We start from the raw sequence: 21040 nt of genomic DNA on the forward strand, positions 1-21040 counted from the left end.
TCGGCTTGCGTTCATAGATAAATGTCGATGCATGTCACCTTCCGCCAGCTGCGGCTCTTCCTGGCCTTGGCCGAGACCGGCAGCGTCAGCGCCGCGGCGCGCGTGATGCATGTGACGCAGCCCACCGCCTCGATGCAGCTGCGCGAGGTCACGCAGGCCGTGGGCCTGCCGCTGTACGAGGTGGTGTCGCGGCGGGTGCATCTCACCGAAGCCGGGGTGGAACTCGCGCGCACGGCGCGCGCGATGCTGGGCGAGTGGCAGGCCTACGCGCAGCGCATCGACGCCATGCGCGGCCTGACGCGCGGCCGGCTGTCGGTGTCGGTGGTCAGCACGGCCGAAAGCTTCATGCCGCGGCTGCTGGGCGGCTTCTGCGAGCGCCACCCGGGCATCGATGTGGCGCTGCAGGTGCTCAACCGCGACGGCGTCGTCGCGAGGCTGCGCGACAAGCTCGACGACCTCTACATCATGTCGCTGCCCCCGGCCGACCTGCCCCTCGAAGACCGCGTCTTCATGGACAACCCGCTGGTGGTGGTGGCGCCGCTGGGCCACGCGCTCAGCACACGCGCCCGGCTGCGCCTGGCCGACCTGAGGAACGAGCCCTTCGTGTTGCGCGAGCGTGGCTCGGGCACGCGCATCGCCGTGGAGGCGCACTTCCGCCGCCAGCGCTTCACGCCGCAGGTGCGCATGGAACTGGGCAGCAACGAGGCCTTGCGCGCCTCGGTGGCCGGGCACCTGGGCTTGTCCGTGCTGTCACGCCACGCGCTGGGGCCCCGGCCGCAAGACCAGGGCGTCGTGGTGTTGCCGGTGCAGGGGTTCCCCATCGCATCGAAGTGGCACCTGGTGCGGCCGCGCAGCCGCCAGGCAACGCCCATCGTGCGGGCTTTCGAAGCGCACCTGATGGAAACCGGGGCACCCACCGGGCCTGAGGCCTGAACGCCGCCGGGTCAGGGCCGCAGGTCGTTCCGAGGCATGCCTGATCCCGACAGCGGATGCCGCCGTGGTCGGAGGGGCCCCGGCATCTGGACGCCCCGGAAGGCGCTCACTAGACTGGAAATCAGCACCCAGCACCCACCGAGGAGCCCCTGTGAACGAGCAAGCGCTGCGAGAGTCCCTTCAACGCGTTCAGTCGGGCCGCCTGCCGCGCCGGGAGTTCATCGACCGCCTGCTGGCCATGGGCCTGACCCTGCCCATGGTGGGCACGCTGCTGATGGCCGCCGGGCCCGTTGCGGCACAAAGCAGCGGCGGTTTCCAGTACAAGCCCACGCGGCGAGGCGGCGGCGGCACCGTTCGCCTGCTGCTGTGGCAGGGCCCCACGCTGCTCAACCCTCACTTCGCCACGGGCGTGAAAGACGAACTGGGCTGCGCCGTGTTCTACGAACCCCTGGCCCGCTGGACAGCCGACGGCAACCTGGAGCCCGTGCTGGCCGCCGAGATCCCGAGCCGCGAGAACGGCGGCCTGGCGGCCGACCTGAAGAGCGTGGTGTGGAAGCTCAAGCGCGGCGTCACCTGGCACGACGGCCAGCCCTTCACCGCCGATGACGTGGTCTTCAACTGGCAGTACGCCACCGACCCGGCCACCGCGGCCGTCACGGCCGGCAACTACCAGGAGGTGCTGCGCATCGAGAAGGTGGACAGCCACGCCGTGCGCATCGTCTTCCGGGAAGCCTCGCCTTTCTGGCCGGGCCTGTATTGCAGTTCCATGCTCGTGCCTCGGCACCTGTTCAGCGCCTACATCGGGGCCAAGTCGCGCGACAACCCCGCCAACCTGCGGCCCGTCGGCACCGGCCCCTACAAGTTCGCCGACTTCAAGCCCGGTGACATGGTGCGCGGCGAGATCCACACGGGCTACCACGTGCCGAACAAGCCGCACTTCGACCTGGTCGACATCAAGGGCGGCGGCGATGCCGTCACCGCAGCGCGTGCCGTGCTGCAGACGGGCGAGTACGACTACGCCTGGAACCTGCTGGTGGAAGACGAACTGCTCAAGCGGCTGGAGGGCGGCGGCAAGGGCCGTGTGGTGATCCTGCCCGGCGGCGACGTCGAGGCGCTGTACCTGAACTATGCCGACCCGGGCGTCGAAGTGGACGGCGAGCGTGCCGCCCCGGGCACACGCCACCCGCTGTTCCAGGACGCCGCGCTGCGCCAGGCCATGGGCCTGCTCGTCGACCGGCAGGGACTGCAGGACTTCATCTTCGGGCGCGCCGGCACGGCCACGGCGAACTTCATCAACAACCCGGTGCGCTACCGCAGCACCAACCTGAAGTTCGAGTTCAACGTCGACAAGGCCAACGCTGTGCTCGACGCAGCCGGCTACCGCCGCGGTGCCGGCGGTCTGCGCGAGAAGAACGGGCGCAAGCTGAAGTTCCTGTTCCAGACGAGCACCAATGCCTCGCGCCAGAAGTGCCAGGCCGTCATCAAGCAGGCCTGCCAGAAGGCCGGCATCGAGCTCGAGCTGAAGGCGGTCACCGCCAGCGTCTTCTTCTCCTCGGACGTTGCCAACGTCGACACCTACGGCAAGTTCTACGCCGACATGCAGATGTACAACGTCACCCAGGGGCGGCCCGACCCCACGCGCCACCTGCAGCGCTTCGTGTCCTGGGAGATCTCCAGCAAGGCCAACAAGTGGCTGGGCCTCAACCTCGTGCGCTGGAAGAACGACGAGTACGACCGCCTGTACAAGCAGGCCGACGGCGAACTCGACCCCGTGAAGCGGGCCGCCCTCATGATCCAGATGAACGACCTGGTGTGCCGCGACGGCTACGTCATCCCGCTGCTCTTCAGGCCCGCGGTGGCCGGCCTCGCCAACAAGCTGCAGGCGCCGCTGTCCGGCTGGTCGCTGGCCACCGGCAGCCTTCGAGACTGGTACCGCGAGGCCTGAGCTCGGCAGCGCCGATCCCGCAATCGATTCCGGCATGAAAAAGGCGCCCCGCGGGGCGCCTGCTTTTCTCGCAGCCGAGAGGGTGCGCCGCGCGAGGCGGCGCACGTCCGGGCTCAGAGAGCGGCGTCCTTCAGCTTCTTCAGCGCACGCACCTTGATCTTCACGGTGGCGGGCTTGGCGGCGAAGACACGCTCCTGCTTGGTGAAGGGGTCGATGCCGGTGCGCTTCTTCTTGGCCGGCACGTTGACGACGCTGACCTTGAACAGGCCGGGCATGGTGAACTCGCCCAGGCCCTTCTTGTGCACCGACATCAGCACGGTGCTCTCCAGCGCGGCGACAACGGCCTTCACGAGCTTGGGCTCGGCGCCGGTCTGTTCAGCCAGGTGCGCCACCAGGCCGGTCTTGTTCAGCGCGGTCTTGATGGGCTTGGGGGCGGCCACGGGCTTGGCCGGGGCAGCGGCCTTCACGGCCTTGGCAGGAGCAGCGGCGGCCTTCTTGGCGGCGGGCTTGGCAGCGGCCTTGGGGGCAGCTTGGGGAGCGGTCTTCTTGGTTGCCATGGGCGAATTTTCCAGAGTGAAAGAACGTCCTGCCCGAACAGGCAGTGACAGCGAATTCTCCCTCAAGGCGCGCCGAGGCCCGCCGAAAAGCCAAGAGCGCCCATTTATGAGAGTGTGTGCAATCGATTAGCCCAAGCCCGCCGCCCCTGCGTCGACCACCGTGCCAAGCAGTACCCGCCCCATGAACCCTGTCCCTTCCTCCGCTCGCAAGACCGCCGGCCCCACCCCTGCCTGGGCGCAGCCCGGTGTGCGCTGGTTCCGACACATGCGCTTCACGGCCAAGGCGAGCGTCATCCTGGCCTTGCTGGTGCTGCCGCTGCTGGCGACCTTGGTGGTGCTGATCGGCGACCGACAGACCGCCTGGCAGAGCACCCGTGCCGAGCGCCACGGCGTGGCGGCCATCCAGCTGGTGATGCCGGCGCTCGATGCCACGCAGCTGCTGCGCCGCGCTCTGGTCGACCGCGCCAACGGCGTGCCCCGCCCCGAGCTGCCCGAACTGGAAGCACGCTTCGCGAGCGCGATGGACAGGCTGATGAAGGAAGGCCGGCCGCTGGTGGAGACCTTCAACGTCGACACGGGTGCCGTGTGGCAACGCATCGAGGAAGCCCGCCGTGCCGCCGCCAGCCCCAGCGCGGGCCTGCCGGCAGCCGAGGTGCGCAAGCCCTACGTGGCCATCAGCAACGCCTTGGCGGCGTTGATCGAGTACGTGGTGGACGGCAGCGGCCTGGCGCTCGACCCCGAGGGCGACAGCTACTACCTGATGCTGGCCAGCACCGTCAACCTGCCCGCCTTGATGGAAAACATGGGGCTGACGCGCGCGGCGGTGGCAACCTACGTCGAGAAGCCCTCCAGCACCACGCTGGTACAGGCCGCAGGGGGGCTGGCGCTGGATGCCGCAGCGCTCAGCCGCCTGGTCGAGAACTTCGAACACGCGCGCAGCTTCAACGAGAAGCTGGACACCGCCGCGATGGTGGAGCAGCTCGCCTCGGCCCAGGCCTTCGTGAAGCAGCAGCAGGCGCTGCTGGCGGCCGACCCCGCCCAAGTGGCGCAGCTCAGCGGCGGCTCGGCAGCGGTGGTGAAGCAGGCCAGCGCGGCCATCGCCGATCTGGGCGCGCTGCAGGCCAAGACAGCCCAAAGGCTCGATGCGCTGCTCGAATCGCGCGAGAAGCGCCTGGTGCAGAACAGCGTGACGGGCGCGGCCATCGCCCTGTTGCTGCTGATGGCCGGCCTGTACTTCTTCTACTGCTTCTACCGCGTGATGCAGGCGGGCATCCAGGTGCTGATGGTGCGCATGCAGGCGATGGCCCAAGGCGATCTGACGGGCAGGCTCGAACCCAAGGGCAGCGACGAGATCGCGCAACTCATCGGCGCGCTGGGCCACATGCAGGGCGCGCTGCGCCAGACCGTGACCGAGGTGCGGCAGGCGGCCGATGCCATCGGCCACTCGGCGGCCGAGGTGGCAGCGGGTAGCCTCGACCTGTCGGCGCGCACCGAGCAGGCCGCGGCCAACCTGGAGGAAACGGCCTCGGCGATGGAGCAGATCAGCACCACCGTGGCCGCCACCACCGATGGCGCCGCCCAGGCAGCCAGCGTCGCGGCGCAGAACGTCGACTTGGCCAACGAGGGCGGCCGCGTCATCGGCCACGTGGTGGGCACGATGGGCGAGATCCAGGGCTCCAGCCACCGCATCGGCGAGATCATCGGCACCATCGACGGCATCGCCTTCCAGACCAACATCCTGGCGCTGAACGCGGCCGTGGAAGCCGCCCGTGCCGGCGAACAAGGGCGGGGCTTCGCGGTGGTGGCCAGCGAGGTGCGCGGCCTGGCGCAGCGCAGCGCCGCCGCCGCGCGCGAGATCAAGCAGCTCATCCACGCCAGTGGCGAACGGGTGGAGACGGGCACGCGCATCGTCAACGATGCCGGCCGCACCATCCACGACATCGTGGGCAGCACGGCCAAGGTGGGAGACCTGCTGCGCAACATCGCCGCCGGGGCCCGAGAGCAGGCCCTGGGCATCGACCAGGTGGGCAAAGCCATCCAGGACCTCGACCGCATGACGCAGCAGAACGCCGCGCTGGTGGAGCAGACCGCGGCCGCCTCCGGCACCATGCGACAGCAGGCCGAGCGCCTGGCGCAGGCGGTGTCGGTGTTCAAGCTGCCGGCGATGGCCTGACGCAGGCCCTGGCCGCAGCCTGCCGCGCAGAATGTACGGGGTGAGCACCGCCGCCAACGTCTCAAACGAACTCGACTGCCAGCGCTGCGGCGCCTGCTGCGCCACCTACCGCGTCTCGTTCTACTGGGCCGAGGCCGATGACGCGCCCGGCGGCACGGTGCCCGCCGCGCTGACGCGGCAGGTCAGCGCCTGGCACCGCTGCATGGCCGGTACCGAGGCCCACCCCGTGCGCTGCGTGGGCCTGCAAGGCGAAGTGGGGCAGGGCGTGGCTTGCACCCTGTACGCACAACGCTCCAGCACCTGCCGCGAAGTGCAGCCGGGTGACGCGCAGTGCCTGCATGCGCGGGCGCGGCATGGGCTGGCATGAGCAGCGCCGTCGACCCGCCCGCCCGGCCAGTGGGTCTTCAGCGCCCCGGCACCGGCCGCGCCGCGAAGGCCTGACGGTAGGCTGCCGGCGGCATGCCGACCCGCTTCTGCAGTTCGCGCGTGAAGTGGGGCTGGTCGGAGAAGCCGCTCAGGAAGCCGACCTCGGCGACAGGGTCGCCGGTGTACAGCAGGCGCCAGGCCGCCACGCGGCAGCGCGCTTCCGCCAGCAGCCGCGAATAGCTCAGGCCCTGCGCAGCCAGCTGGCGCTGCAGGCTGCGCGTGGACAGGCCCATGGCGCCGGCCAGCACCGGCAAGCCCCAGGGCCGCGCCAGATCGGCGGCCAGGTGCAGATAGGCCCGCCGCACGGGCTCCGCCCAGGCCGGATCGGCGCCTTGGGCCCAGGCCGCCGGGCCCGGCACGGGGGCGCTGCCACGGGCCGGTCGGCCCTGCCAATGGAACTGCCAGAGCGCACTCGCCCCGGCAGCCGCCGCCTGTGCCAGGCCCTGGGGGTCGCTGGCAGGGAACAGGCCTTGCTCACCAAAGCTCAGGCTGACGCGACGCAGGCCGATGGATTCAAGCAGGGCAGCCAGCACGCCCGCGACCACGAAATCTTCGGCGGCCGTCGGGGCGCCCTGGCCCGTCACGGTCACGTGCCTCACGCAGGCCTGCGTGTCGTCGCAATGCTCGACGACACAGCGGTGGCGCGAGTGGACGTAGCGCTCCAGGCGCTGCCAGCGCGCCAGCAGATCGCTCGCGCTGTGCGCTGCCACCAGGGCCTGGTGCGTGGGTTCGTGCGCCAGCCGGCGCAGCCCCCGCCCCAGCAAGGGCAGGCAGGCCAGGCCGCCTTGCAGCACCGCCCGTTGCACGAGGCCTTGCTTCAGCCCCAGTTGCACGCGGGCCTCGCCATCGCCGGGGGGCGCGTCGCCCGGGTCCAGGCCCAGTTCGCGCATGCCCTGCACCAGCACACGCAGCATCGCGGCACTGGCGAAGTCGCTCATGCGGGGGCCACGGCGGCCTGCAGCACGCGCCCGCGCTCGAGCGCCAGGGCCTCGGCATCGATGGGCAGCCGTCCAGGCCGCACGCCCAGGGCATCGCGCACGGCATTGGCGATGGCGGCGGCTGCGGCGACGATGGCAGTCTCGCCCGCGCCGCTCGGAGGCTCGCCTTCGTCAACAAGCACCACCTGCATCGCCGGCACATCGCCGATGCGCGGGATCGGGGCATCGGCGAAGCCGGTGGCCGCCACCTGCGAGGCGGCCACCGGCAAGCGCTCCACCAGGGCCATGCCCAGCCCCCAGACCAGGTTGCCCTCGCACTGCGCCCGCACCTGGTCGGGGTTGATGACGCGCCCGCAATCGTGGGCGCAGACCAGGCGGGTGACGCGGATGCGGCGGGCGGCGAGATCGACCTCGACATCGGCCACCACGGCCGCGTAACTCATGCCCTTGTAGAGGCCGCAGGCCACGCCGCGGCCTGCGCCAGCAGCCCGGGGCGGCGGCGCCGGGCCCCAGCCCGCGGCCAGCGCCACGCGGTCCAGCACACGCACCAGGCGCGCATCCTCGGCGTGGTCGCGGCGGAACTGCAGCGGATCGGCGCCGGCCCGGCGGGCGCACTCGTCAATCGCCGATTCGATGGCCAGAGCGTTGGGGCCGGCCCCCAGGCCGCGCCAGGGCCCGGTGAAGACGGGCAGCCGCACCACGTCGAACTCGGTGCGGCGGGCGCGGGCCCGGTAGGGCAGGCGTGCTCCGCGCGCCACGCCGTCGTCGCCGATGACATCGGTGATGCGCTGCAGCCAGGGCGGCAGTGCGGCGTTGGTGAACAGGATGTGGCTGCTGGCAAAGCTGTGCCACCAGGTGTCGATGCGGCCCGCCTTCAAGCGGGCGCGCAGGCGGTGGCTGGAAGGCGGGCGGTGGAAGCCGAACCGGAACTCCTGCGCGCGCGTCCACTGCACCTTCACGGGCGCCTGCACGGCCCGCGCCAGCACGGCCGCTTCGAGTTCCACCGTGCACAAGGTCTTGCCACCGAAACCGCCGCCCACGCGGTGCGCATGCACGACCACCCGGTCTTCGTCCAGCCCGAGGCGCTTGACGATCACATCGCGCTGGTAGAACACGTCCTGCGTGCCTGCCCACAAGTGCAGGCGGCCGTCGGCCTCGAAAGCCGCCACCGCAGCGCGCGGCTCGATGGCCGCGTGGGCGGCCAGCGGCACGTCGATGCGCAGGTCCACGTCCCAGGGGCCTGCGTCATCGATCCGGTCTTCGTCGATGCCGTGGGCGCGCCGGCGGCTCAGGGCCAGGCGCCGGTCGATGTCCACCGCGGCCTCGATGTCGGTCTGCTCGAAGCGGCCATCCACCTGCCACTGCACCGACAGCGCCGCCTCGATGCGGTCCAGCGCGCCCGGCGTGCGCGCCACGATGCCCACGCCCAGGCTGGCGCCGTGCTGCAGCAAGGGGTCGGGCACCAGCGCCACGAAGCCCGGCACGGCTCGCGCAGCCGCCTCGTTCAGGGCCATCGCCCGGCTGGGCAGTTCGGGCGAGGCCGGCGCGCGCAGCACCCGGCCGTAGAGCTGGCCCGGCCGCCGCACATCGGCCACGAAGAGCGGCTGGCCCTGCACGATCGCCGCGCCCTGCTCGATGCGCACTGCGCGCCCGACATGCTGCAAGCCGGTGGACGCCGACAAGGAGCGCAGGCTCTGCACGGGGTGCCGCACGGCCCGCAGCTCGCCGGGCCCCCGGCCGGCCGCGAGCGCCTCGCGCAGCGTGGCGCAGGCCTGCGCCAGCGGCAAGGCGAAGTCCTGGATGGACTCGCTGCCCACCGTGGCGCGCACGCGGGCGATCTGGCCCGTGTCGGGCAGGCGGGCTTCGAGCTGGTGCCAGGCGATGCCCAGCTCTTCGCAGGCCACCTGCTTGAGCGCGGTGAGGATGTTCTGGCCCATCTCGACCCGCGGGATGAAGAGCGTGTAGCGCCCCGCGGCGTGGCGGATCCAGCCGAGGGCGAGCTCGGCGTCGGGCCGGGGCCGCTTCGGGATCACGGGCAGGCTGCAGCCCGCCACGAAGCTGACGCTCAGGCCTGCGGCGGCGGCCCGCAGCAGGCTGCGGCGGGACAGGGCAGCGGCGGCGGGGGCGGGGGCGGGGGTGTTGGGCCAGGCGCTCACAGCGCCCTCTCCGCGGCGCGCTGCACCGCCTGGCGGATGCGCTGCTGCGTGCCGCAGCGGCACAAGTGACCCGCCAGCGCTTCGTCGATCTGCGCCCCGCTGGGGCGCGGCACGCGCTGCAGCAAGGCCACGGCGCCCATGAGCTGGCCGGCCTGGCAGTAGCCGCACTGGGGCACCGAGGCCTCCAGCCAGGCGGCCTGGACCGGGTGGAGTTCACCCCCGTTCGCCAGCCCTTCGACCGTGAGCACCGCGCGCGCGCCCACGGCCCGCGCCGGCAGCACGCAGCTTCGCACCGGCTCGCCATCGACCAGCACGGTGCAGGCGCCGCATTGGCCCGCACCGCAGCCGAACTTGGCGCCCACCAGGCCCAGGGGTTCTCGCAACACCATCAGCAGGGTCTCGTCCTGCCATTCGACCGGCACGGCCCGGATCTGGCCATTGATGCTGAGGTTCATGAAGACTCTCCAGAACGAACAGCAGCGCAGTCTGCGCGGCCGGTTCCGGCGTGTCTTGAACCAACGCGCCACGGCCCCAGGACCTCAGGCGCCGGGGCGGCCGTCGCACCAGCGGTGGCGCGGCTTGCCAGGCACCAGCACGCCGTTCATGGCGCGGCGCGGCGGATCACACGCGTCTGCCCGAGCACGGGCAGCACGAAGGCCTCGGCGGGCACACCCAGGTTTTCGCGCGCCACGGGCAGGCCGTCCACGGGTGCGTCGATGGGGTCGTCGCAGAGCCGGAAGGCGCCCCAGTGCACCCCGATGGAGTGGCGGCTCTTCACGTCGCGGTGGATCTTCACGGCCTCTTCCTCGTTGACGTGCTGGGTCTGCATGAACCAGCGTGGCAGGTAGCAGCCCACCGGGATCATGGACACGTCGAAACCCCCGAAGCGCCGGCCGATCTCGGCGAAATCGGGCGCATAGCCCGTATCGCCCACGTAGTAGAGGCTGAAGGGCTCACCAGCACCCGCGGCCTGCAGCACGAAGCCGCCCCACAGCGTGGCGCTGCGGTCCCAAGGGCTGCGGCTGGACCAATGGTGCGCAGGCACGAAGTGCACGGTCACACGGCCCGCGGGCGCTTCGAGTTCGAAGCGGTCCCACCAATCGAGGCGGCGCGTGCGCGTGATGCCTTCGTCGGCCAGCCACTTCTCCACGCCCAGCGGCACCACGAACAGCGGTGAGCCGCCGGGCTGGGCGGCGAGGGCGCGCACCGTCTCGGCGTCGAGGTGGTCGTAGTGGTTGTGGCTGATGAGCACGACATCGATGCGCGGCAGCTGCGCGAGCGGCAAGGGCGCGGGCGTCAGCCGGCGGGGGCCGGCGAACGACACCGGCGAGGCGCGCTCGCCGAGGTGGGGGTCGGTGAGGATGTTCAGGCCGCCCAGCTGCCACAGCGCCGACGAGTGGCCGAGCCAGGTGAAGCTGATGTCGCCGCGGTTGGCCTTCAGGTAGGCGGTGTCGGGCTGTGCGCTGCGCACACGGTCTGGCCGGTCGGGCGGCAGGTCGGCGCGCCAGCGTTCCCACTGCCAGCGCCAGAAGCCGGGCGCCTCTTCACCCTGGGCCGCTGGGTGGAGGTTGACGAAGCCTCCCGGTCGGTGGTGGGGCTTGGAGGGATCGAAGGCGTCGTTCGGGGTTGAACAGCCGAGCAGCAGCGCCATCGAGACCGCCAGGCACATCCGGGCCGCCCAGCGATTCGCCGTGCTGGCAGGTGCCGCGGGCGCGCACCGGTTCTCGGGGCTGCGTTTCTCTCGGCTTGTCGTCGGCGGGTTCGGGGGCGTCAGCAATCGGCATCTCCTTCGGCGCGGCCAGCAGCCGGGAACCGGGAGCCACCACGCCGATTGTCCGCAAGCGAAGCCTCCAGGGGGCGTCGCAGGGCGATTCGACCCGTGCTCCACGAGCCAGCAGCGCAGGTGAGCGGGTGCCGCTGCGCAGCCCGGCCCCTGCGGGTCGGCGGCAAACTCGCGCTTGGAGGAGCATCCCCAACATGCCCGCACACCACGCCATCCAAGCCTTGAGCGCAGGCGCCATCGCACTGACCGCTGCCCTGCTGCCAGCCCCAGGCCACGCGCAAGCGCCAGCAGCGCTCGCGGCCACGACGCCACGCATCGCGCCGCTGCTGAACTTCCAGCGTGTGCTCGACCGGCCCGAGCGCCCACAGCCGCAGCACAAGATCGCCTACGGCAGCGCTGCACAGCAGTTCGGCGAGCTGTGGCTGCCGGCGGCCGAGCGCTATGGCGCCGGGCCGCACCCGGTGGTGCTGCTGGTGCACGGCGGCTGCTGGATGGCCGAGCTGCCCGGGCCCGAGCTGCTGGCCTGGCAGGCCGAGGCCCTGCGCCAGCAGGGCATGGCCGTGTGGAGCATCAGCTACCGCCGCGTGGGGCACGAGGGCGGCGGCTACCCGGGCACCTTCCAGGACGTGGCCCGCGGCGCCGACCACCTGCGCGAACTCGCGAAGCAGCACCCGCTCGATCTCGGCCGCATCACCGCCAGCGGCCACAGCGCCGGCGGCCACCTGGCGCTGTGGCTGGCCGCGCGCCCGCGCTTGCCTGCCAGCAGCCCGCTGCACAGCGCGCAGCCGCTGCCCGTGCAACGGGTGGTACCGGTGGCCGGCGTTGGCGATCTGGCTTGGGCCGCGCCCTTCATCGGCGCGGTGTGCAGCCCCGAGATTGCGGGCCGCCTGGTCGACGAGAAGGCGCGGGGCAAGGACGCCTGGGCCGACACTTCGCCAGCAGCCCTCGGCCCGCTGGGCGTGCCGGTGACCCTGGTCTCGGGCGTGTACGACCCCGTCGTGCCCCCGGCCCATGCCCGCCGCTACCACCAGATCGCCACGAACCGCGGCGCGAACGACGTGAAGCTGCTCAACCTGGACGAAGCCGGCCACTTCGAACTCATCGCCCCGTGGACACCCGCGGGCGCTGCCACGGTGCAGGCCATCCTCGGCCGCTGAAGGCCCGTCGCGCGACGGCCCCGCCACGCCACAATGAACGTCCTTTCCCTCTTCCTGCTCTGCCCATGACACAGCCTTCACGCCGCGCCTTTGCGCAACAAGCCCTGGCTTTGGTGGCCCTGACGGGCTTGAACGCGACGACAGGCGTGAGGGCGCAGACCCCCGCCGCTGCGACCGCGCCCATTCCTGCCTCGCTGCTGGTGCAGAACATCCCGCCCGTGCCGCAAAGCCTGGTGGACAAGATGGCGGCGTACACCGAGTTCCGGGGCCACGGCTTCTCCGACTGGCACCCGACCAAGGCCGAGATGCTGGTCAGCCACCGGGCTGCCGGCGCCAGCACGGCACAGCTCTTCCGGCTGGACACCGCCCTGGGCGAGCTCAAGCCCGTGACACAAGGCCCTGAGCCGGCCGGCGGTGGCAGCTACGAACCCAAGGAGGGCCGCTACATCGTCTTCAGCCGCGCCAGCGGTGGCAACGAGGTCACCCAGATCTACCGCCAGGGCTTCGACGGCAGCGCCGCCGTGCGGCTGACACCGCCCGACGAGCGCCACGCCTTGAACGGCTGGCGCAAGCCGCAGGGCGAGATGGTGTACGGCAGCGTGCCCATCGACCGCACGGCCCAGGGCGGCACGCGGGCGCAGGTGATGACGACCTTCTGGGCCGTGAACCCCGAGGCCAAGGACCCGCTGGCCGAGCGGCGCAAGATCGCCACGCTGGAAGGCGGCGGCTGGTTCGGCGGCTCCATCAGCGAAGACGGCCAGCGCATGGCCTTGACGCGCTACATCAGCGTCAACGAATCGCAGCTCTTCCTGATGGACCTGGAAGGGGCCAACGCCGGCAAGCCGGTGCAGCTCTTGCCCAAGCCGGGCAGCCAGGAGGCCCCTGCCGTCTACTTCGGCGGCGCCTTCAGCAAGGACGGCAGCTGGATGATGGTGGCCAGCGACCGCTTCGGCGAGTTCCGCGAAGTCATGACGCTGGACCTCAAGACCCTGGATCTCCAGCGCATCACGGCGCACATTCCCTGGGACATCGGCGGCGGCAGCACCAGTGCCGACGGCAAGACCATGGTGATCCAGGCCAACGTCGACGGGCGCGACGAGGTGCGCTTCCTCGACACCAAGACCTGGAAGGAACTGCCCACCCCGAAACTGGCCGCCGGGTCGGTGGGCACCACCCAGTACCACCCCAAGCTGCCCCTGCTGGCCTACAGCGTGAACAGCACGCAGGGCCCGAGCCAGATCCACCTGCTGAACGAGCGCGGCGCCAGCGCGCAGTGGACCCGCGCGGCCGTGCCCGCGAGCATCGACACCAGCACCTTCAGCGACACCGAGATCATCCGCTGGAAGAGCTTCGACGGCCGCACCATCAGCGGCCTCATCAACCGCCCGCCGGCCAGTTTCAAGGGCAAGCGGCCGGTCTTGATCAACATCCACGGCGGCCCCGAGGCGCAGGCCACGGTGGGCTTCATGGGGCGCTGGCAGTACTACATCCAGGAGATGGGCATCACCATCATCCAGCCCAACGTGCGCGGCTCCACCGGCTTCGGCAAGACCTTCGTCACGCTGGATAACGGCTTCAAGCGCGAAGACTCGGTGAAGGACATCGGGGCCTTGCTCGACTGGATCAAGACCCAGCCCGACCTGGACGCCGAGCGCGTCATCGTCTCAGGCGGCAGCTACGGCGGCTACATGAGCCTGGCGGTGGCCACGCACTACAGCGACCGCATCGCCGGGGCCATCGACATCGTGGGCATCTCGCACTTCGTCACCTTCCTCAACAACACCGAGAGCTACCGCCGCGACCTGCGCCGCGTGGAATACGGCGACGAGCGCATCCCGGAGATGCGGGCCTTCCTGGAAAAGATCTCGCCGCTGACCAACGCCAGCAAGATCAAGAAGCCGCTCTTCGTCATACAGGGCAAGAACGACCCGCGCGTGCCCTACACCGAGGCCGAGCAGATCGTGGCCAAGGTGCGCGAACTGGGCACGCCGGTGTGGTACCTGCGCGGCGAGAACGAAGGCCACGGCTTCGCGCGCAAGGAGAACAGCGACTACATGAGCTGGGCCATGGTGCTGTTCATGAACCAGACGATGTTGAAATAGGCAGCACGGGCGGCGCCAACCATCGCTTGTGGTGGTACCGAGGGCAGGCCGGGTGCCGGCAACACGCTCTTGACCGAGAAGAGACATAGGTCCTCCCGATCTCGTCGCCCTGAAGCTGCCAGTCTGGCATCCTCGCAGTCAGCCGCCGGAGGCCCCGCAACGCAGGCACACGCCAGTTGCCCGCAGCGAAGGTGGTTGAGGCAAGGAGCACGGCTTGAGACCGTGCGGGCTCACCCGACCGGGAGCCCACCGTGCGAGCCACGGCGCAGCGGATGCTGTCGCTGCCGATCCCGATGCGGCGCCGATGGCCACCTGCTTTCATCGAGGCCGGTGCGCCGACCGACGACGACTTCGGTACGCTGCTGCACTCCAGCATTGCCCGGCTCATGGAGATTCGCACGCATCAGGCCGTGCTGGTCGAAGACACGGGCCACACCTACCTTTCCGAGCAGGATGCCGATGGCCAGGCGTCGCGCACGCTGCGGCATCTGCAGCAGGCAGCGGCCATCGCCAACAGCATCGCCTGCGACCCGCGCCGGGCAGAAGGTGCTGACGTTCCGAGGCGCGTGCCACGCGAGGACCGGGCCCGCCAGCCACTGTGCGTCTGCATCGACGGGTTCAGCCTGCATGCCGCAGCGCGGGTGGTACGACACGACCGCAAGCGGCTGAAGCAGCTGTGCCGCTGCATCGGGTGATGAGCCCGCTGGAGTTGATGCATCGGCTGCCGAGTGCGAGGCCGAGGCCGCAAGTCAAGCCCAGAGGAGCCCTCGGGGTCGCGGCCAAGTCGTCGGGCCTTGCGGGGGCGTTGGAAACTCCTGTCTGCCCAGACCCCGGTCGTGACGGCGAACAAGCCAGCGACTGGCGTTGTGGCCGTGCACTGGGCCCCGGTGCCAGCGGCTGCGGAGTGCGGGAACGGCCGAGCGCAGCGCCGCGCCGCCAACCCGCGCGCGGCCCCGGGCACCGCGGGTTTGCCTGCCCCCTAACCTGCTCAGAGTGGCCCCCGGACTCATGGGGTTGTTCAAAGCTGGGGGCAGGCCTAACGTGGTTTGCAACAAGAAATTACTGCGCCGGAGAGATTGTCTCTCCGGGAAGGGTGGCTGTTCAGTCGCGGGAGGTAGGTGCTATGAGCTTTCTGAAACTTCGCCGGGTGGTGTGGGCTACCCTCTTCGTGTGCGGAACGGCCATGGCGGCGCCGCATGCCAGCGTGCCTTCGGTGGCCACGGTCGGTCGGCCGGTGGCCGTGACCGGGGGCGGATTCAACCCCGGCGCGCTCATCAGCGTCCGCGTGACCGCCCCTGGCGACACGGTGTCGATGGCCGCCGTGGTGGTGGCGGCCGACGGCAGCCTGACGCACACGCTGGTGGTGGCGCAAGACGGCGCGCACCGCGTGCAGTTGCTTCTGGCCGATGGCAGCGCGGCCACGCCTGAACTCCTGTTCCACGCCACACGCTGAGGGGTTGGCGCCGATGAACGCGTCCCGATTCCACACCGTGGGCCAGGCGCTGAGCGTTTTCTGCGTGGCGTGGAGTGCCCAGCTGGCCGTGGCGGCCAACCCCGGCCAGGTGGCATCAACGGCGTCGCCTGCGGCAGGCCCGCACGGCGACCTGATCTACACCTCGCTGCGCACCGGCAGTTCGCAGATCTTCCGCATCGACGCCGACGGCGCGCGCGAGACCCGCCTCACGCAAAGCCAGCACAGCGAACTGCAGCCGGTCTGGTCGCGGCAGGGGCGCATCGCCTTCGTCTCCACGCGTTCTGGCGGCGGTGACATCTACACGATGGACGCCCAGGGCGGCGACCTGCGGCAGCTCACCTCGAGGCCGGGCTTGGAGCAGAGCGTTGCCTGGTCGGCCGATGGCCAGCATCTCGCCTACATCGGCGAGACCGATGGCCGTGCCGAACTGCGGCTGATCAAGGCCGACGGTACGGGCGACCGCCTCATCGCCGCCGACATGGCGGAAGTGGGGTCGCCGGCCTGGTCGCCCGATGGGACCAAGATCGCCTTCAACGCGAACGTCAACGGCAAGCTGCGCGTGTTCGTCTTCGATCTCGTTTCCGGCGCCATCACGCCGGCTGCCGAAGGCAAGGGCGGCGAGTTCGGGCCGGTGTGGTCACCCGACGGGCGCAGCCTCGTCTTCGTGCACTCCGGCAGCCGCACCGAGGGCGTGAACCTGCGCAAGGTGCAGCTGGGCAGCCAGACCTCCGTCGCACTCACGAAGGATGGCTACACCAACAGCCAGCCGCAGTTTTCGCCCGACGGCAGCAAGCTGCTGTTCCTCAGCAACGCCAGCAGCCAAGGCAGCACGATGAACGTGCACGTGATGAACGCCGATGGCACCGGCGTCGTGAACCTCACGCGCTGGGAACACGCCGACATGGGTGCCAGCTGGTCCGACGATGGTCGGTACGTCTATTTCATGAGCTTCCGTGACTGGCCCGGCCAGATCTACCGCATCGGCGCGGACGGTCAGGGTTTGCAGCGCCTGACCAAATCAGCATCACAAGAAGGCTTCCCGGTAGGGCGGCCTGCCGCAACCACCGTGGCGGCTGCGGCCCGCAACCCATGAACCCTCATAACAAGGGCGAGGAGAACACCATGCAAGACAAAGAACCAGGCTTTCGCGCACCAGCGCACCTGTGGCGTCGCTGGTTGGGTGTGGCGGCCGTTGCGGCCGCCACGCTGCCCATGGCTGCGCAAGCCGGCGTGGTGGTCTACACCAACGATGCCGACTTCGCACAGGGCGTGCTGTCGGGCGTGAACTTCAGCGCGCCGAACAACAACCAGCTGCAGCTGAACCTGGTGGGCACCACCTTCCCCGTGATGTGGATTGCCAATGCGGGCGAAGACACGCTGTCGAAGATCGACACCAACACCGGGCGTGAACTCGGCCGCTACCGCACCTTCTTCGGCAGCGGGCCGTTCGGCAACAAGGGCGCGTTCAGCGGGCCCGCGCCTTCACGCTCGGCCGTGGACATCGAAGGCAACGCCTACATCGCCAACCGCCACTTCGACAGTCGGCCTCCGATGGTGATGAAGGTGCTGGCCGAAGCCTCCATCGTCCGCCCCGGGCAGACCGGCACCTCCACCGACCTGGACAACAGCGGCACCATCAGTGCCGCCGAGACCCGGGACGTGATCAACGGCACCGGCGCCAACTTCGACTGCGACGGCACCAGTTGCGAGAGCCGCGACGTGCGCGTGGCCTGGACCAGCACGCTGCCGGCCACCGAAAACGGCCAGCTGGGGCGTGCGCTGTGCATCGGCACCGACGGCAATCTGTGGGTTGGCGTGTTCAATACCCGCCGCTACTACAAGCTGCGCGCCACCGACGGCGCCATCATCGGTGGCCCGTACAGCGTGCCCTGGAGCCCGTACGGCTGCCTGGTCGACGGCAACGGCATCCTGTGGAGCGCCTCGCTCGGTGGGGTGCTGGGCCGCATGGACACGACGGCTGCCAACCCAGCCACCACCGCAACGGCGTTCAGCGACAGCAGCACGAATTACGGCATCGCGCTGGGCAACGGCAAGGTCTACCTGGCCTCGCTGAACAATCTGGGCTACCGCGAGTTCACGCCCGGGTCCAACACCTTCGCCACGCCGGGCGGTTCGAAGAACTTCTCGTCCACCGGTATCTCGGTGGACGGTTTCGGCAACATCTGGACCGGGCCCTACACCACGGGCGGCGTGCGCAAGTACGACAAGACCACGGGCACGCTGTTGTGCAGCGGCGCGAACCAGTTTGCAGGTTCCATCGAGGCCCGTGGCGTCATCGTCGATGCCGACAACAACATCTGGCAGATCAACCGCTTCACCAACAGTGTGGCGAAGTACCGCGGCACCGACTGCGCGCCGCTGGGTACTTTCCCCGTCGGCTTCGACCCCTACACCTACAGCGACGCCACCGGCTTCGCCGCGCGCAACACCACCACGCCCACAGGCACGTGGACTGTGGTTAACGACAGCAGCGTGGCCGGCCAGTCTTGGACGAAGGTGAACTGGACGGAATCCTTGCCCGCTGGGGCCAGCGTGGTGGTGTCGGCGCGTGCCAGCGATGTGCAGGCCAACCTGAGCAGCCTGCCCTTCGTGCCGGTGGCCAACGGCGCCAACCCCGGGCTGACCGGGCGCTTCATTCAGGTGCAGGCGCGCTTGAATGCCAACACCTCCGGCAACACGCCCATCCTTTTCGACCTGACGCTGACCAAGCCTGATCTGGTGTGCGACATCGACCGCGATGGCGATGTCGACAGCGCCGACATCGGTTTGGTCCGGGCCGCACTCGGCCAGAGCGTGGCCACCGGCGACCCGCGCGACCCCAATGGCGACCTGAAGATCACCATCGTCGACACCCGGACCTGTGCCGCGCGCTGCACACGCCCGAGCTGCGCTCAGTGACGTGCGCCGCATACAACCGTTCCCTGAAGGAGTAGCCCCATGAAGCTGAAATCGCTAGCCGCCGCGATGACCCTGGCCATTGTCGGGCTGGGTTCTGCAGGGGCTGCCCCTGTGCTGTCCATCGTGCCGGCCCAGAATCAGGTGTCTATTGGTGGCACGATCAGAGTCGCCATCGTCATCAGCGGCCTGGACAGTGCCAATGAAATCGTCAGCGGCTTCGACCTGAACGTCGCCTTCAACACGGCCGCGCTGAGCTCGAGTGGCATCGACGTGTCTACGGCAACGGCGGTGATGGGCGGCTCCAACACCCTGTTCGGGTTCGATTCCGATGCCAGCGACAGCAAGATCGGCAGCGATCTGACCTCGTTCCTGACCGATCTCGAACTGGATGGCCTGCAGGGCGACAGCTTCACACTGATGCTGTTGGACTTCACAGGGTTGGCCGATGGCGTGAGCTACCTCGACTTCGGCGCCGACCCGAACCTTGAGCGCCTCGTCACGGGGCGCCTTGACTCCAGCGGCTTTGCGGGGGTGCTGAACCTGCAATACACCGGCGCTTGCGTGGCCGTTGGCACTGGCAGCTGCACCCAGAACCCGATCCCCGAGCCCGCCACCTTCGGCCTGGCAGGGCTGGCGTTGCTGGGCTGCGGGCTCACGCGCAGCCTGACGCGCCGCCGCCGGGCGCCGATGGTCTAGACGGCCTGGGGCCACAACCCTCAAGCTGAGCTGGGCCATGGTGCTGTTCATGAACCAGACGATGTTGAAGTAGGCAGCACGGGCGGCGCCGACCGGGGGGCTCAAGATCATCGCGGCCCTCCTCGGAGCGGCCGGTGGTCGAGAAGATCCTGAGCCACCTGGGCCCGGATCCACAGCCGCCACCCAAAGGCCGCTTGAAACTCCTGTTCGCCCTCAGGGCGCGGTGGCATAGGCCCGGCAGTCGGGTGGTTCCTTCGTGTGGAACCGGCTGCAGGTGAGCCATGGGACCAAGGAAACTGGAGCGGGTGCGCCTGCATCACCTTGTTGCCTGCAGATGCTCTGATATCCACCACGCCACGAAACTGCAGTACGAAGGCCAGCACGTGAGACCCATTGCCGCCCCCTGCGTGGCAACGTCGGGCCTGTCCCAGTCGTCACGCTCCACCGCGTAGATTCTCTTGTCCCGCTTCCAGTAAACGTACCACCGCCCTTGCGGGTCGCCATAGTCGGCCCGATCCTCGCTACCGACGATGGCGATGAACTCCGGGTGCAGGCCGAAATCATTCACCAGCAACTGCGTCCAGTCGCCCAATGTGATCGCGGCACCGCGCAGCGGGTCACACAGCGACACATGGGTACTGCCGTTGGGAATGCAGTCCATCCGGTAGTCGCGCATCAGGTCCAGCGACGCCGGATCCTTGTCCCATCCCAGCTTGGCAAGCTCGCCCGAAACCTTGCTGCGCGCTTTCGCCGGTCGTCTTGCGTCCGCCGGAAAATCCTCGAACCTTGGCAGGTTGGCCAAGGTCGCGTCGATGAACCTACGGGCTTCCACGACGTCTTCAATGATTCCGCTATCGGCATCCGGCTTCGGCAGCGGAGCCGCCACGACGCCGAGATAACGGTCCGGCTCCCGCGCCGTGCGCGGTACAGAGCCCACCACGTCGCTTTCAGGCCAGCTGTGGCGATAGGTTCCGGCCCAGCCGATCCGCTGCAGAACGGCGGCAAAGATGAAGTCGATGATCAGTTCGTTGTCCTGATATCCCGCCAGAAGGCTCGCATCGGCAGTCCGGTTTGCGCGGCCCGTGAACATGCGCTCGTGGGCGCTCAGCATCTCGTCGGTTGACACAAATGCGCCTGTCAGCGCCTTCACGTAGAACCCGAACTCCTCCAGCCGGTAACGCGGATGCCGCTTGCGCGTCCACGCATCCGAGGCGGCCACCCACGCGCCCATGTCGAACGGTGCCGTGTCGAGGCAGCGATCGAGTACGGTGTTGATGAACCATGGCTCGAAACAGTGCTCAGGCCCTCCCTCGGCCGGAAAGACCTCCTCCGCACTGCCGAGCAGACAGGCGGCTGCCTTCGCGTACTCGATGCCGTTGTAGGCCGTGGCGGCTTGACCATGGTCCGCCATCGCCCGCAACAGCCGCCGATGCCGCTCCAGCGTCTGGCGCAGGTAGCTCTCGGCGCGGGCCGTGTCGCCCTGGCCCCAATAGAGATTGGCCAGTTCGAAGCAGTCCTTGACCTGGCTGGCGATATTCCAGAGCGCCAGGTCCACCGGCCCTTCGACCAGCTGCCGCTCGACAATCGCGAGGAAGTTTTCGCCCCCATAGGCGTCTTTCGGTGCCTCCAACTGGTCGTGAAGCACCGTGAGCAGATAGTCGATCCGGCTCTGGCTCCTGGGCGGATGCGCTACTTTCCTGCGCCTGAAAAGATCGAACAGTCCCATGGCACCACATTAAGCGCAGAGGTCCTCGGCTGCAACACTGATGCACTTCACGCCC

Annotated in this window: 17 protein-coding genes; 11 read left to right on the top strand and 6 right to left on the bottom strand. The window is 69.5% G+C overall.

The features are described from left to right. Window positions 1-21: 21 nt before the first annotated feature. Window positions 22-933 (top strand): LysR family transcriptional regulator, encoded by a 912-nt coding sequence (locus tag EOE66_RS19375; RefSeq protein WP_310733114.1) that lies wholly within the window; start codon window positions 22-24, stop codon window positions 931-933. A 151-nt stretch (window positions 934-1084) separates the two neighbouring features. Beyond that, entirely contained in the window at window positions 1085-2878 is a 1794-nt protein-coding gene (locus EOE66_RS19380; protein ID WP_128230387.1) for a peptide ABC transporter substrate-binding protein, read from the top strand. A 113-nt stretch (window positions 2879-2991) separates the two neighbouring features. Here the strand turns inward: EOE66_RS19380 and EOE66_RS19385 are convergent, their stop codons facing one another. Continuing rightward, window positions 2992-3435 carry an HU family DNA-binding protein gene (locus tag EOE66_RS19385; RefSeq protein ID WP_128230388.1) on the bottom strand — a complete coding sequence of 148 codons (444 nt, stop codon included), beginning with the start codon at window positions 3433-3435 and terminating at the stop codon, window positions 2992-2994. Between the two features lie 181 nt (window positions 3436-3616). Here EOE66_RS19385 and EOE66_RS19390 point away from each other — a divergent pair, with 181 nt between their 5' ends. Continuing rightward, window positions 3617-5608 carry a methyl-accepting chemotaxis protein gene (locus EOE66_RS19390; RefSeq protein ID WP_245479111.1) on the top strand — a complete coding sequence of 664 codons (1992 nt, stop codon included), beginning with the start codon at window positions 3617-3619 and terminating at the stop codon, window positions 5606-5608. Window positions 5609-5648: 40 nt separating this feature from the next. After that, entirely contained in the window at window positions 5649-5975 is a 327-nt protein-coding gene (locus EOE66_RS19395; protein WP_245479112.1) for a YkgJ family cysteine cluster protein, read from the top strand. A 37-nt stretch (window positions 5976-6012) separates the two neighbouring features. On the opposite strand, the gene EOE66_RS19400 is transcribed toward EOE66_RS19395, so the two are convergent. From EOE66_RS19400 to EOE66_RS19415, 4 genes are all read right to left on the bottom strand, one after another. Continuing rightward, window positions 6013-6972 carry a helix-turn-helix transcriptional regulator gene (locus EOE66_RS19400; protein ID WP_128230390.1) on the bottom strand — a complete coding sequence of 320 codons (960 nt, stop codon included), beginning with the start codon at window positions 6970-6972 and terminating at the stop codon, window positions 6013-6015. Further along, window positions 6969-9128, bottom strand: coding sequence for a xanthine dehydrogenase family protein molybdopterin-binding subunit (locus tag EOE66_RS19405; protein WP_245479113.1), 2160 nt, complete (start codon window positions 9126-9128; stop codon window positions 6969-6971). Before EOE66_RS19405 ends, EOE66_RS19400 begins: the two co-directional genes overlap by 4 nt. Further along, the gene (locus tag EOE66_RS19410; RefSeq protein ID WP_128230391.1) at window positions 9125-9583 is read right to left on the bottom strand and encodes a (2Fe-2S)-binding protein; all 459 of its coding nucleotides are present in this window, start codon (window positions 9581-9583) and stop codon (window positions 9125-9127) included. Before EOE66_RS19410 ends, EOE66_RS19405 begins: the two co-directional genes overlap by 4 nt. A gap of 146 nt (window positions 9584-9729) precedes the next feature. Continuing rightward, a complete protein-coding gene (locus tag EOE66_RS19415; protein ID WP_128230392.1) occupies window positions 9730-10779 on the bottom strand; it encodes an MBL fold metallo-hydrolase in 1050 nt (349 codons plus the stop codon). Window positions 10780-11105: 326 nt separating this feature from the next. Here EOE66_RS19415 and EOE66_RS19420 point away from each other — a divergent pair, with 326 nt between their 5' ends. From EOE66_RS19420 to EOE66_RS19450, 7 genes are all read left to right on the top strand, one after another. Next, window positions 11106-12068 (top strand): alpha/beta hydrolase family protein, encoded by a 963-nt coding sequence (locus EOE66_RS19420; protein ID WP_128230393.1) that lies wholly within the window; start codon window positions 11106-11108, stop codon window positions 12066-12068. Window positions 12069-12133: 65 nt separating this feature from the next. Continuing rightward, window positions 12134-14170: a S9 family peptidase gene (locus EOE66_RS19425; protein WP_128230394.1), complete on the top strand. Its 2037-nt coding sequence runs from the start codon at window positions 12134-12136 to the stop codon at window positions 14168-14170. A gap of 251 nt (window positions 14171-14421) precedes the next feature. Beyond that, complete coding sequence (locus EOE66_RS19430) at window positions 14422-14865, top strand: hypothetical protein (RefSeq protein ID WP_128230395.1); 444 nt, start codon at window positions 14422-14424, stop codon at window positions 14863-14865. Window positions 14866-15353: 488 nt separating this feature from the next. Next, window positions 15354-15623, top strand: coding sequence for a hypothetical protein (locus EOE66_RS19435; RefSeq protein WP_128230396.1), 270 nt, complete (start codon window positions 15354-15356; stop codon window positions 15621-15623). A gap of 13 nt (window positions 15624-15636) precedes the next feature. Further along, window positions 15637-16737 carry a TolB family protein gene (locus EOE66_RS19440; RefSeq protein ID WP_164885181.1) on the top strand — a complete coding sequence of 367 codons (1101 nt, stop codon included), beginning with the start codon at window positions 15637-15639 and terminating at the stop codon, window positions 16735-16737. Between the two features lie 29 nt (window positions 16738-16766). After that, a complete protein-coding gene (locus EOE66_RS19445; protein ID WP_128230398.1) occupies window positions 16767-18563 on the top strand; it encodes a hypothetical protein in 1797 nt (598 codons plus the stop codon). 39 nt (window positions 18564-18602) lie between these two features. Next, window positions 18603-19259: a PEP-CTERM sorting domain-containing protein gene (locus EOE66_RS19450; protein ID WP_128230399.1), complete on the top strand. Its 657-nt coding sequence runs from the start codon at window positions 18603-18605 to the stop codon at window positions 19257-19259. 316 nt (window positions 19260-19575) lie between these two features. Here the strand turns inward: EOE66_RS19450 and EOE66_RS19455 are convergent, their stop codons facing one another. Then, window positions 19576-20985 carry a tetratricopeptide repeat-containing protein gene (locus EOE66_RS19455; protein WP_128230400.1) on the bottom strand — a complete coding sequence of 470 codons (1410 nt, stop codon included), beginning with the start codon at window positions 20983-20985 and terminating at the stop codon, window positions 19576-19578. Window positions 20986-21040 lie beyond the last annotated feature (55 nt).

The sequence above is a fragment of the Rubrivivax rivuli genome, assembly GCF_004016505.1.
Taxonomy (GTDB): Bacteria; Pseudomonadota; Gammaproteobacteria; order Burkholderiales; family Burkholderiaceae_C; genus Rubrivivax; species Rubrivivax rivuli.